The 12,733-nt window shown below is 36.4% G+C and carries 13 protein-coding genes; 10 read left to right on the top strand and 3 right to left on the bottom strand.

Annotated elements, in window-relative coordinates; genetic code table 11:
* Nucleotides 1-253 precede the first annotated feature (253 nt).
* From H5084_RS16345 to msrA, 10 genes are all read left to right on the top strand, one after another.
* On the top strand, nt 254-880 hold the full coding sequence (locus H5084_RS16345; protein WP_182691547.1) for a sigma-70 family RNA polymerase sigma factor: 627 nt from the start codon (nt 254-256) through the stop codon (nt 878-880).
* A complete protein-coding gene (locus tag H5084_RS16340; protein ID WP_182691545.1) occupies nt 873-1,565 on the top strand; it encodes a ChrR family anti-sigma-E factor in 693 nt (230 codons plus the stop codon). The genes H5084_RS16345 and H5084_RS16340 overlap by 8 nt, the downstream gene beginning before the upstream one ends.
* A gap of 130 nt (nt 1,566-1,695) precedes the next feature.
* Nucleotides 1,696-2,655 (top strand): DUF523 and DUF1722 domain-containing protein, encoded by a 960-nt coding sequence (locus H5084_RS16335; protein WP_182691543.1) that lies wholly within the window; start codon nt 1,696-1,698, stop codon nt 2,653-2,655.
* 166 nt (nt 2,656-2,821) lie between these two features.
* Complete coding sequence (phrB, locus tag H5084_RS16330; RefSeq protein ID WP_409077642.1) at nt 2,822-4,258, top strand: deoxyribodipyrimidine photo-lyase; 1,437 nt, start codon at nt 2,822-2,824, stop codon at nt 4,256-4,258.
* 267 nt (nt 4,259-4,525) lie between these two features.
* Entirely contained in the window at nt 4,526-5,176 is a 651-nt protein-coding gene (locus tag H5084_RS19835; protein WP_259396866.1) for a nuclear transport factor 2 family protein, read from the top strand.
* The gene (locus H5084_RS16320; RefSeq protein ID WP_182691539.1) at nt 5,176-5,898 is read left to right on the top strand and encodes an SDR family NAD(P)-dependent oxidoreductase; all 723 of its coding nucleotides are present in this window, start codon (nt 5,176-5,178) and stop codon (nt 5,896-5,898) included. The genes H5084_RS19835 and H5084_RS16320 overlap by 1 nt, the downstream gene beginning before the upstream one ends.
* A complete protein-coding gene (locus tag H5084_RS16315; protein WP_182691537.1) occupies nt 5,898-7,208 on the top strand; it encodes an NAD(P)/FAD-dependent oxidoreductase in 1,311 nt (436 codons plus the stop codon). The genes H5084_RS16320 and H5084_RS16315 overlap by 1 nt, the downstream gene beginning before the upstream one ends.
* Before the next feature lie 57 nt (nt 7,209-7,265).
* Nucleotides 7,266-8,048 carry a DUF1365 domain-containing protein gene (locus tag H5084_RS16310; RefSeq protein WP_182691535.1) on the top strand — a complete coding sequence of 261 codons (783 nt, stop codon included), beginning with the start codon at nt 7,266-7,268 and terminating at the stop codon, nt 8,046-8,048.
* A 32-nt stretch (nt 8,049-8,080) separates the two neighbouring features.
* Nucleotides 8,081-9,319: a cyclopropane-fatty-acyl-phospholipid synthase family protein gene (locus H5084_RS16305; protein WP_182691533.1), complete on the top strand. Its 1,239-nt coding sequence runs from the start codon at nt 8,081-8,083 to the stop codon at nt 9,317-9,319.
* A gap of 374 nt (nt 9,320-9,693) precedes the next feature.
* Nucleotides 9,694-10,194, top strand: a complete 501-nt coding sequence (gene msrA / locus H5084_RS16300; protein WP_182691531.1) for a peptide-methionine (S)-S-oxide reductase MsrA — start codon at nt 9,694-9,696, stop codon at nt 10,192-10,194.
* 128 nt (nt 10,195-10,322) lie between these two features.
* Here the strand turns inward: msrA and hisA are convergent, their stop codons facing one another.
* From hisA to hisB, 3 genes are read right to left on the bottom strand one after another with little or no spacing between them, the layout of a single operon-like run.
* Nucleotides 10,323-11,060 (bottom strand): 1-(5-phosphoribosyl)-5-[(5-phosphoribosylamino)methylideneamino]imidazole-4-carboxamide isomerase, encoded by a 738-nt coding sequence (hisA, locus tag H5084_RS16295; RefSeq protein WP_028867935.1) that lies wholly within the window; start codon nt 11,058-11,060, stop codon nt 10,323-10,325.
* Between the two features lies 1 nt (nt 11,061).
* Nucleotides 11,062-11,661 (bottom strand): imidazole glycerol phosphate synthase subunit HisH, encoded by a 600-nt coding sequence (hisH, locus tag H5084_RS16290; protein WP_182691529.1) that lies wholly within the window; start codon nt 11,659-11,661, stop codon nt 11,062-11,064.
* A complete protein-coding gene (gene hisB / locus H5084_RS16285) occupies nt 11,658-12,728 on the bottom strand; it encodes a bifunctional histidinol-phosphatase/imidazoleglycerol-phosphate dehydratase HisB (RefSeq protein ID WP_182691527.1) in 1,071 nt (356 codons plus the stop codon). Before hisB ends, hisH begins: the two co-directional genes overlap by 4 nt.
* Nucleotides 12,729-12,733 lie beyond the last annotated feature (5 nt).

Genomic DNA, 12,733 nt, shown 5'->3' with positions numbered 1-12,733 from the left:
TTGAATTAAAGAATTGAATTGAATTGAAGATAAGAGAATTGAATTAATAATAAAATCATAGGATTCTCGTAGATTGATTTACTCGTTTTTGATTTTTATTCACTTTATGTTCAATAGCTGGTTCAATTATCCACATAAATTCCGCAAAAAATTTTCCTGTTAACTATATTGCTTCAATTATTTTAATTAAAAGCTGATCCATTTTTAATTTACCTGCGTATTAGTATGCAGAGTCCAAAATTGAGAATTAATTATGGTAGCTGTTCAAACTAAATTGCCAATGCAAGTCAGTCATGTTAAATCTACTCATATGACAGAAAATACAGATCACACTCAACTCTGTGAGTGGCTAAAAGAAGTAGCAGAAAATCGATGTAAAATTTCATTTACGCATTTGTTTAAGTTTTTTGCACCTAAAATTCAGCGTATTGCGCGCAGTAAATTTCCTAATGAAGCACAAGCTCATGAAGTTGTACAAGATACCATGAGCAATGTTTGGCGTAAGGCTCATTTATTTGATGCCAATAAAGGTGCTGCAACTACATGGGTTTATACGGTGATGCGTAATGTTACTTTTGACCTACTACGAAAAATTAAAAATAACCGCGAAGATAATCTAAGTGATGATATTTGGCCGATTGCTGAAAATGCAGTCACTGAAGATCATAGCTATGAAGATCACCTTGAAAATAAGCAATTGTTACGAGTCATTGAAGCATTACCAGTTACACAGCAAGAAGTTGTAAAAGGCTTTTATTTAATGGAAATGTCACAAGAACAACTCGCTACCCATCTTAATTTACCATTAGGCACTATCAAATCTAGATTACGTTTGGCCTTGGTCAAAATGAAAGTGCAATTAGGAGAAGAGCATGATTAAACACCATCCTAAATTCGAATTAATTCAGTCTTATGTTAATGGTGAGTTGCCAGCTTCATTATCCATAGGTATTACATTACATGCTGAACTATGTTCTGTGTGCCAACAAAAAATCGCTCAACTAACTGAGCAACTTGCAGAGCGCAGCTTTGATGAATTAAGTAATCCTCTTCTAAATGAGTTGAGTAAGCTTGATTTTGAAAGTGATATTACTGACGATGATTTTTTTGATTCTATGATCGATGATATTACTGACTCAAATGACATTGACACTTTTGCAGAAGTAATGCCGAAGCAGGTCATTTTTAAAGATAAATCTTATACGCTACCGAGTGCTCTTAATAACATTTCTATGGGCAAAGCGGCTAATATTGGTAAGCTTTCAAGAGCACGTCTGCAATTAGATGAAAATGAAATCCATTCAAACTTATTGCACATTAATCCAGGGGGTGGTGTACCAGAACATACCCATAAAGGCTTTGAATTAACAGTTTTATTAGATGGATCATTTAGTGACGACAGAGGTGAGTATCACAAAGGCGACTTTATTATGTTAGACGGTAGTTTTACCCATAATCCAATCTCTGAAAAGGGGTGTTTATGTTACACGGTTGCCAATGACGCCTTACATTTCACACAAGGCATTAATAAACTACTTAACCCGATTGGCAGTTTTATATATTAAGTGTTTATTACCTTTTAGGTTACATTGTAAGTTGCTAATTACCTGTTTTAATAGACTATTACTTAAATAGGTAAATAGGTAAATAGGTAAATAGGTTAGCAACTCTCATTATTAGTTCATGGAGTGAATAATGATTTATTCAGTTGAAAAAGAAGATATCAAAATTGGCATCAGTGCTTGTTTAATTGGTCAAAAAGTTCGTTTTGATGCGAGCAATAAACCATCACGTTTTTGTATTGATGGACTTGGCGAACACGTTCAATACGAGTCATTTTGCCCTGAAGTTGCAATCGGCTTACCGATCCCAAGACCAACTATTCGCCAGATTAAAAAAGATGACATGATCACCATTTCAAGACCAGATGGAAGTGGCGATGTAACAGAAGCCTTACAGGCTTACGGTAAAAAAGTAGCCGAAATGACAAAGCATTTAAGTGGTTACGTTTTTTGTGCAAAAAGCCCAACCTGTGGAATGGAGCGCGTTAAAGTATATACACCGGAAGGAAATTCACTGACGTCAGACGGTATTGGTGCCTTTGCAAAAGAGATCATGGAAGCTAACCCGCTGTTACCTTGTGAAGAAAATGGTCGACTCAATGATATGCACATCAGAGAAAATTTTGTAGCGCGTATTTATGCCTACAAACATTGGCAAATGGTCAGTGATTCTGGTTTAACAAAGCATAAGTTAACGACATTTCACAGCCATTACAAATATACCGTCATGAGTCATAACCTAGTGGCCTATAAAAAATTAGGTCAATTACTTGCAGATGTTGACTTGCCTCTGGCTGAAAAAGCATCACAGTATATTTCAGGGTTAATGGATGCATTAAAAATCCCGGCAACACGTAAAAACCATGTCAACACATTGACTCACATTCAGGGCTATTTCTCTAAGCATTTAGAGGCTCCGCAACGTAAAGAATTATGTGAACAGATAGATGGTTATCGATTAGGTTTGTTGCCTTTAATTGCACCGTTAACATTAATTAATCACTATTTACTACAGTATCCAAAAGATTACTTAAAAGGGCAGTCTTACTTGTCGCCTTATCCTGACAGTTTGCGCCTTAGATACGCGTACTAATAATTATAAACAATTACTATGCAGATCTAATTAAGAACACAGCATTGTCCTTCTTTCGAAGGACAATTAATCATTTTGAATGTTAAAAGGAATTATTTTGTCTTCCTCTTCTTTGCCAACTTCATCTCATACTCCAACTTCTAACTCGGCACTAGCACCTGCTTCGCTGCACAGCACGACTAATGTAACACCTTCAAAACTACTTTGGTTTCGCAACGACTTAAGAACTAATGATAACCCTGCATTGCAGTATTTCATTAACCAATCAGGTTCTAACACGCCAGCTGAAGCTATTTTCTTTATATCCGAGCCACAATGGTTGTCCCATCATTGGTCAGCCATCAAAATTGACTTTATAAAACGTCATGCACAGGCTTTAGTAAGTGAATTAGCCCTGTTACATATACATTTATCAATTGTTACTGTTGATGATTTTAATGCGCAAGTCGATTACCTGAAACATTATTGTCAAAAAAATAATATTACTAATGTAATCGCTAATAGTGAACTGGAAGTTAATGAGCAACTGCGAGATCTTGCTTGCTCTGAACAGGGGATTCCATTAACACTATTTGAAGCTGATGTTATTGTACCGAAAGGCAAAGTACTGAATCAGTCTGGTCAAATGTATAAAGTATTTACCCCCTTTAAGCGTGCTTGGTTAACTCATATTCGTGAATTTGGTTTTAATTATCTTGGGGACGCGACTGCTATTACCAATAGTCAAACGATCAAGAGTGGACAGGTAAAGGAATCGCAGCAAAACAAAGGATCTGATTCTATCTCTAACAAATGGCCATTAGTCAATGTAGTCATGAAACAGGCAATGCCACAGTTTTATAGAGACAAAATATCCCGCTATAAAAGCAACCGAGATGTTCCATCAATAAAAGGCACCAGTGGCCTTTCACCCTATTTAGCTGCAGGTGTATTAAGCCCTAATTATGTATTGCATTCATTATTAAACAAATTTCCAGACATCTTAATCTCAAGCGATAGTGAAGAGTTTTGTTGGTTAAATGAAATAATTTGGCGAGAGTTCTACCGTCATTTGATGTTTGATCAACCGCGGCTTTGCAAGCACCAATGTTTTAATGACAAATACCATCAATCAGTTTGGCCTTATGATCAGGATCTTTTTAATGCGTGGTGTGAAGGTAAAACAGGGTATCCATTAGTTGATGCTGCAATGCGCCAGTTAAATCAAACCGGTTGGATGCATAATCGTTTACGTATGGTGGTTGCTAGTTTTCTCACAAAACATCTATTGATTGATTGGCGTTTAGGTGAAAAGTACTTTATGCAACATCTTATTGATGGTGATTTAGCTTCCAATAATGGTGGTTGGCAATGGGCATCTAGCACTGGCTGTGATGCACAACCTTATTTTAGAATTTTTAATCCGATCACACAGAGTGAAAGGTTTGATCCTAAAGGAACGTTCATACGTAAATATATACCAGAGCTAAGCAAAATACCTGACAAGCAAATTCACTTTCCACATAAATATATTAAGCAACATCACTTATCTATTTATTGGCCTGCGATTGTGGATCATAAAGAAGCCAGATTAAATGCTTTAGCTTTTTATAAATCACACTAAATCATTATGCTAGAAGATATAATTTAAGAAATACTAGAGTATTGATATGTAAAGCATATCAATATGTAAGCTAAATACTTGGTAATGTCGTGATTGCGGTAATGCAATGTTAGATGTTTTAGGTTGTCAGATTACAGTAGGTTTTAATAACGGATATATAGTTGATTTAGTTTATTCACGTACAACACTCTATTTTATTTGTAACAGCCGTATATTGGCAACAGTTGCTTTTATTTCTTTAGTGTTATTTTGATGACGGTAAATATAATGAACGATCAACAATTAGACGAACAACAATTAAAATCGCAAGCCTGTGAATCGGATGCACAACAAGCTGATGCTGTCACTCAAGATGAGCAAAGTTTAGATACTACTCAACAACAAAATGTGTCTGAAAAAGAAAGCTTAGTAGTTGCAAAGGATTCACTGTCAGATCTGTCTCAAGCCAATATATCAACTGGTAATCCTGGCCATTTACCTTATTTTTCCCCTCACCCTGACTGGTTATGTACCTTCATGGAAGTGTATCAAAATCTATCTGCCGATAACTTGAGTTTACTGGCATCAACTTATGATCAACAAGTGACCTTTATCGATCCTATCCATGAAATAAATGGTTTAGAAAATTTACACCAGTACTTTGAAAATATGTACCAAAACTTAAGCAGTTGTGATTTTAAGATAAATAATGTCATCGCTCAGCCAAATCAAGCGGCTATATATTGGGAAATGAGGTATCAGCATCCCAAATTAAATAAAGGTAAAATAGTTAGTGTGTTTGGTAGCTCACACCTATGTGCAAAAAAAGGAAAGGTTATCTATCATCGTGATTATTTAGACCTTGGTGCAATGTTGTACGAACAGCTTCCTCTATTTGGTCGAATCGTAAGCTGGATAAAAAATAAGGCGGCTAAATAATGGCGAATAAAAGGATACTCATTACTGGTGCCACATCCGGTATCGGACATGCACTTTTTGAGCAATACAGTGAACTTGGCGAAGAAGTTATTGCTTGTGGTAGGAACGAGTTACAGCTACAGAAGATGCAAAAAATAGCCTACAAAACCTGTGCATTTGATATGACTATTAAATCAGAGGTTGCAGCTTATGCTGAATCTATCGAGTTTCTAGATATATTAATTTTGAATGCAGGAAATTGTCGTTATATTGACAATGCGAAACAATTTGACGGTGAACTTTTTGCCGATGTCGTGACTACCAACTTAATCTCATTAGGTTGGTTGCTAGAGTACTTTTTACCTAAGGTGAAACCGGGGGGCCAAGTTGTATTTATAAGTTCCAGCGCAACTATCGTGCCTTTTCCTAGAAGTGAAGCCTATGGTGCATCAAAAGCCGGTATTGATTACTTGGCTAATAGCTTACGCCTCGATTTAGCTAAAGAAGAAATTGATGTCACTTTGGTACACCCTGGTTTTATCAAGACTCCTTTAACTTATAAAAACGACTTTACGATGCCATTTTTATTAACCAGTAAAGTGGCAGCAACAAAAATAATTAATGCCATTAACCAACGTAAAAAATATGCCCATTTTCCGAAACGTCTTACTTTATTGCTCAAGTTCTTTAGCTTATTGCCAACAAGTATCTGGCAAAAAATCATCATGAGAGATCAAAATTAATGAAAAATATTGCAATTATTGGCTCTGGTATTTCAGGTTTGACCGCTGCTTATTTATTATCTAAAAAACACAAGGTAACTGTGTTTGAAAAAAATGATTATATTGGAGGCCACACGGCCACGGTAGATATTGAAAAGGATGGAAAACCCTATGTTATCGATACGGGGTTCATTGTTTTCAATGATAAAACATACCCTAATTATTTAGCACTGTTAGATGAAATAGGAATTGGTAAACAAGCGACAGAAATGAGTTTTTCAGTGCATAACTGTCAAACCGGTTTGGAATATAACGGACACAACTTAAATTCACTGTTTGCACAAAGAAGCAATTTACTCAAACCAACATTTTGGATATTAGTAAAAGAAATTTTACGTTTTAATAAAATTTGTAAGTCTATCTTTGAACATGACACCTATTTACCCGGTTTAACGCTTGGTGAATTTCTAAACGATAATAAGTTTAGTGATTTTTTTGCTGAACATTATATTTTACCAATGGGTGCTGCCATTTGGTCTAGTTCGTTAGCACAAATGGAAGAGTTTGAGTTTCGCTTTTTCGTGCAGTTTTTTCACCATCATGGTCTACTCAATATTGCTGATAGACCACAATGGTATGTTGTACCCAATGGTTCTAGAAGTTATATAACACCACTTATTGAAGCGTTTAAAGATCGACTACATTTAAATGCAAATATCACTGGTATTACCCGACAAGATAATAAAATACATCTACATTTTGTTAATGATACGTCGAATGACTCAACCAGTAATAAGCAAACTATTGTACAAACTTTCGATGAAGTTGTTATTGCATGTCATTCCGATCAGGCTTTAGCTTTGCTACTTGACGCAACAGAGGATGAAGAATCGTTACTCTCTTCAATGCCATACAGTGAAAACTCAGTGATCCTTCATACGGATATCAGTTTATTGCCCGATAGAGAATTAGCTTGGGCAAGTTGGAATTACCAATTAAGCCAAGACCGAGAAAAAGCCGCGAGTGTGACCTACAACATGAACATCTTACAGGGCCTAAAAAGTGATCATACTTTTTGCGTCACCTTGAACCCAAAGCAAGATATCGACCCAACAAAGATTTTAAGAGAATTTACTTATCACCATCCTATTTTTTCTTCTGAATCTATTCGAGCACAACGACAAAGAGATCTTATTTGTGGGCGTAATCAAACACATTTCGCGGGTGCATATTGGCATAATGGTTTCCATGAAGATGGAGTTAGAAGCGCTGTTGAAGTCGCAAAACGATTTGATTGTTACCTTGACGCTTTTGCAGATAAAACAGATTAACAAAGCTTAATCAATAATAACGGCCCAGAATCATCATTTGCCGAACAAGGATTAACCATGTCTAGTTTGTTACCGTTTAGTCACAATGCCATTTACGTTGGCCATGTTATTCATAAACGTTTTCATCCCAAAAAACATAGCTTCAATGCGAGCTTATATATGTTGGCGTTAGATGTAGATGAGATTGAACAATCACCATGCGATCGCGGTGTATTTGGATTTTCTTGGTATCATCCGTTGCGTTTTGTTGAAAAAGATTACTTAAGAAGTGAACCAGATACATTGTCTCGACGTATTAAGAATAAAGTAATGCAATTAGGGGGTTACAATGAGATAGAGCGGATCCTGATGGTGGTTCAAGTCAGATGTTTTGGTCTTTATTTTAGCCCAGTCAATTTTTATTTTTGTTACGATAAACAACAACAATGTACGCAAATGTTAGCTGAAGTAAGTAATACACCATGGAATGAACGACATTATTATTGGGTTGATTTGTTACAACAAGATAAACCTAAGGTTACAGATAAAGTGTTCCAAGTGTCGCCATTTATGGATTTAGACATGACTTACACCTGGCACATTAAAGCACCGCAAATAGATAACGATAAATTACTGGTGAAAATAGAGAACAAACGTACGAACTCTCAATCAGGCGAAGTCGACAAGTTATTCGAAGCCAGTTTAATATTAAAAAGACAGGCTTTTACTACACGTAATATTGTCGGGGTATGGAGTCAGTTACCTATCATGACGGTCAAGATAGTGACGAGTATTTATTGGCAAGCTCTAAGATTATTCATTAAACGAATACCTTTTGTCGGTTATCAAAAAATCAGTTAACAACATTGCTAAACAGTTTTTAGGAGAATTTAATGGAAGAAATACAAAGTGTTGGTACACAAAATACGACGAGTTGGTTTGATAAACGTTGTCGTCATTTAGTCCATTCTGTATTTTCAAAGCTTAGCTATGGACAATTAGAATTAGTAGAGGCATCGCATAGTCAGTTTTTTCCAGAACAGATTCAATTAGATAACAAATTGGATATTATAAAAGGCAAAATTCATATCCATGACATGAGTGTTTATAAAGACTTTGTAAAAGGTGGAAGTATTGGTGTCGCAGAGGCATTTATTGCAGGTAAGTGGAGCAGTCCAAATCTAACCAACGTGATTCGAATATTTGCAAAAGCTCAACAACAAACGGATAAATTAGAATCCAAAAAATCTGTTTTCAATAAAATTAAAAATGCCATCACCCACTGGCAAAATAGAAATACACAATCAGGTTCAAAGCGAAATATATTGGCTCACTATGATCTCGGTAATGAGTTATATACACGTTTTCTTGACCCTCAAATGATGTACTCATCAGCGATATATCCTTCGCCGACAACTTCATTGGAATATGCCCAGCTTTATAAGTTAAAAACGATATGTGAACGTTTGTCTTTGACCAAGGACGATCATTTATTAGAGATAGGCACTGGTTGGGGCGGATTAGCCATTTATGCAGCTCAAAACTTTGGTTGTAAAGTAACGACAACTACCATTTCCGATGCCCAGTATGAATATGCAGAACAACGAGTGAAAGCCTTAAACCTTGAACATAAAATCACTTTATTGAAGAAAGATTATCGCGAGTTAACAGGCTCTTTCGATAAAGTTGTTTCCATTGAAATGATTGAAGCGGTGGGTTATGAGTTTTTACCTAGTTTTTTTGAACAATGTAATGACCGTTTGAAAGAGGGCGGGAAACTATTAATTCAATCAATAACTATTGCTGACCAACGATTTGAACACTACAAAAACAATGTCGACTTTATTCAACGTTATATTTTCCCTGGTGGCTTTTTACCGTCCGTTAATGTGCTATCAGAACAATTAACTGAAAGTAGCGAAATGGTGATTGAAGGGTTACATGATATTGGATTGGATTATGCCAAAACGCTTGCAGATTGGCGTAGCAGTTTTCTTAATTCTTGGACTGAATTAACGCAATTTGGTTATGATGAACAGTTTAAACGCCTTTGGTTATATTACTTTGCTTACTGTGAAGGTGCGTTTTTAGAACGTTCAATCAGTACAGTTCATTTAGTCGCAAGAAAGTAACTGATTTAACAATAAAATAACTTGAGTTAATAATAAAAAATTAAACATGAAAAAGCCGAATTCAGATTCGGTTTTTTATTAAACAACCTCAGTTCTGGATAAGCAAAGCGATACAACACCGCTATTTCCTCAGATTTCTTCGTTAAATTATTTCTCAATAACCAGTTATTGCTTCAATAATTCGCCTTGGACTACGCAAAACTAGCGGCACTGTATAGCGAAAAGAATAACTTTATGATTTGGAATATAATTCCGCTTCCATTAACCAGAATTGAGGTTAAATAACTATCTGATTTTTATTCTTTGTATAAAGCGATTAAAATATTAGGTATATTTATACTCTTATTACTATTCAGTACATATTAGGATTCATAATGAGTAAAGAAGTCGCAGTGCTAGCAGGTGGTTGTTTTTGGGGAATGCAGGATTTAATCCGTCAATTACCCGGTGTAGAAACAACTAGAGTCGGTTATACGGGTGGAGATGTTGCAAATGCAACCTATAGAGACCACGGTACACATGCTGAAGGTATTGAAATTGCATTTGATAATAAAGAAATTAGTTTTAGAAAGTTACTCGAGTTCTTTTTTCAAATACACGATCCCTCTACAAAGTTCAGACAAGGTAATGACTTAGGGGCTTCTTATCGTTCCGCTATTTATTACACGTCGGAAAGTCAGTTACAAGAGTCGATAAGAACCATAGCTGATGTTAATGCATCAGGTTTATGGCCAGGACCGGTTGTGACAGAAGTCGAACCTGCAGGGGATTTCTGGGAAGCAGAGCCTGAACATCAAGATTATTTACAACGATTACCAGATGGTTACACGTGTCATTTTGCGCGTAAAGATTGGGTATTACCAACTAGCAACTAATATTTAGGTTAGCGATTAAATATTTTAGGTTGCTTGTTAAAAAATAGCGATTGAAGGTTATAAACTTCAATCGCTATTTTTTATTTATTGATATGTTGTTTTATATTAAAACAAGCTATCCAGTGTTATTAAGCGTTCTGCCAACAGTTTATTGCTTCTGCGACCGTAAACTTACCTTCCAGTAACGCACGACCTACAATCATTCCTTGAGCGCCTGAGCGAGCAACATCTGCAATATCGTCAAGTGAACCGATACCACCTGATGCTTGCCAGGAAACACTTGGAAAAGCCACCACCATCTCTTTGTATAAATCAACATTAGAGCCTGTCAGAGTGCCATCTTTAGAGATGTCAGTACACAGAACATGCTTTAAACCCACTTTTAAGTAGATTTCTAATAACGATTCAATTGTCTGGCCACTGTCTTCTTGCCAACCAGATACAGCAACAATTTTATTACCTTGTGCATCGATATTAATATCAAGTGCCAACACAATATGTTCTGGCCCGTATTTTTCCATCCAACCCGCAACCATTTCTGGCTCTTTAACTGCAGTTGAACCGATAACAACTCGATGAGCGCCGGCATCTAATAAACCTTTAACGTCTTCTTCTGTGCGAACACCACCACCAATCTGTACTTTAGCTGGCGTATTCTTAATCAAACTTTCAATCACAGTTAATTGACGTTTAGTAATATCTTTAGCGCCATCTAAATCTACAAGGTGTAACCAGTTAGCGCCTTGTTCATTGTAAATAGTGTATAAGCTTTGTGGATCATCGCTGTATACCGTTTTTTGATCGTAATCACCTTGGTATAATCGCACAACTTTACCATCGATAAGATCAAGTGCTGGGATAATCATATTAAAGCTCCAAAAAGTTTTTGATTAATTGAGCGCCTGCTTTTCCTGAGCGCTCCGGGTGAAATTGTACACCGTAAAAATTTTCTTTATTTACTGCTGCTGTAAACGGTGAACCATATTCACAACTTGCGATGGTGTTTTCGTTAACAGGTAACGCATAACTGTGTACGAAATAAAAGTAACTGCCTGCCGGAATGTCTTTGAACAATGGTTCGTCTAATTTAGGCGTGATTTGATTCCAGCCCATGTGAGGAGAACGCAAAGGGGCCACATCCATTTTTTCAACAAAACCGTCAACCAAGCCTAATGTATCTATCATTGATTGATCGCCAAAACCTTCTTCGCTACCTTGCGCAAGCATTTGCATACCTAAACAGATGCCTAAAACTGGTTGAGTTAACTTTTTAATTTCATCAACTAAGTTGCGTTCAATTAAGTTCGCCATCGCTTCTTTTGCAGTACCAACACCGGGCAGAAATAGTTTATCAGCCTGTTGTAAAATAGCAGGATCTTTACTAACGGTAACTTCGTACCCTAAACGCTCAATAGCAAATCTCACTGATGATAAGTTAGCGCAACCAGTATCAATAATAACGATCATAAAACACCTTTACTTGATGGCAAATCAGTACCAATGATTTGTATACTTTGACGCAGAGTACGGCCAAATGTTTTAAACAAACCTTCCACCATATGATGAGCATTGCCATTTTCAACTTCTAAATGAATAGTAGCTCGCATTGCTTGTGCTAGTGAATAGAAAAAATGCTCAACCATTTCTGTTGACATTGTCCCCACTAATTCACGTGGGAAATCAGCTTTAAATTTAAGGAAAGGGCGCCCTGACAAGTCTAATGTACAACTCGCTTTAGTCTCATCCATTGGCAATACAAAACCAAAACGGCCAATACCACGTTTATCACCTAGCGCTTTATCTAATGCTTCACCCAGTGCTAATGCAGTATCTTCTACGCTGTGGTGGTCATCAATATGTAAGTCACCTTTAACACTAACGTTCATTTGGAATCCAGCATGGGTAGCAATTTGATCTAACATGTGATCAAAGAACCCCATACCTGTATCAATTTTATTTTCACCCGTTGTATCTAAATCAACAAATACATTGATGTCTGTTTCTTTAGTGGTGCGTGTTACAGAAGCAGTACGACCACGGCTTGTTAATTGATGAACAATTTTTTTCCAACCAAGTGTTTCTTTGTTGTAAAGAATACCTGTAATGCCCATATTTTCTGCAAGGCCGATATCAGTATGGCGATCGCCAATAACATAAGAATTTTTATGATCGATACGGCCAGATTGTAAATATTCTTTGACCATACCTAAATGTGGTTTACGACAACTACAGTTGTCCTCTGGGAAATGAGGACATAGCAATGTTGATTCAAATTTAACACCCTGTGATGCAAATATTTCCATCATTTTATTCTGTGGAATATCAAAATCACTTTGTGGGTAGCTAGCAGTGCCTAAACCATCTTGGTTTGAGACAATCACAAGAACATAACCTGCATCTTGCAGCGTTAATAAACTGGGAATGACATACGGTTCAAACACGAGCTTCTCAAGGCTATCGACCTGTTTATCACTAATAGGCTCATCAATTAACGTTCCATCGCGGTCGATGAATAGAAATTTTTGTGTACTCATTTTGG

This window comes from Psychromonas sp. SR45-3 (assembly GCF_014163575.1).
Taxonomy (GTDB): domain Bacteria; phylum Pseudomonadota; class Gammaproteobacteria; order Enterobacterales; family Psychromonadaceae; genus Psychromonas; species Psychromonas arctica.
The sequence above is the reverse complement of the archived record's forward strand: the minus strand, read 5'-3'. Positions and strand labels throughout refer to the sequence as shown.

Bases quoted from the DNA above. Each gene is read 5' to 3' on its own strand.
- H5084_RS16345 (WP_182691547.1), top strand. From the start codon at position 254: ATGGTAGCTGTTCAAACTAAATTGCCAATGCAAGTCAGTCATGTTAAA.
- H5084_RS16340 (WP_182691545.1), top strand. From the start codon at position 873: ATGATTAAACACCATCCTAAATTCGAATTAATTCAGTCTTATGTTAAT.
- H5084_RS16335 (WP_182691543.1), top strand. From the start codon at position 1,696: ATGATTTATTCAGTTGAAAAAGAAGATATCAAAATTGGCATCAGTGCT.
- H5084_RS19835 (WP_259396866.1), top strand. From the start codon at position 4,526: ATGAACGATCAACAATTAGACGAACAACAATTAAAATCGCAAGCCTGT.
- H5084_RS16320 (WP_182691539.1), top strand. From the start codon at position 5,176: ATGGCGAATAAAAGGATACTCATTACTGGTGCCACATCCGGTATCGGA.
- H5084_RS16315 (WP_182691537.1), top strand. From the start codon at position 5,898: ATGAAAAATATTGCAATTATTGGCTCTGGTATTTCAGGTTTGACCGCT.
- H5084_RS16310 (WP_182691535.1), top strand. From the start codon at position 7,266: ATGTCTAGTTTGTTACCGTTTAGTCACAATGCCATTTACGTTGGCCAT.
- H5084_RS16305 (WP_182691533.1), top strand. From the start codon at position 8,081: ATGGAAGAAATACAAAGTGTTGGTACACAAAATACGACGAGTTGGTTT.
- msrA (WP_182691531.1), top strand. From the start codon at position 9,694: ATGAGTAAAGAAGTCGCAGTGCTAGCAGGTGGTTGTTTTTGGGGAATG.
- hisA (WP_028867935.1), bottom strand. From the start codon at position 11,060: ATGATTATCCCAGCACTTGATCTTATCGATGGTAAAGTTGTGCGATTA.
- hisH (WP_182691529.1), bottom strand. From the start codon at position 11,661: ATGATCGTTATTATTGATACTGGTTGCGCTAACTTATCATCAGTGAGA.
- hisB (WP_182691527.1), bottom strand. From the start codon at position 12,728: ATGAGTACACAAAAATTTCTATTCATCGACCGCGATGGAACGTTAATT.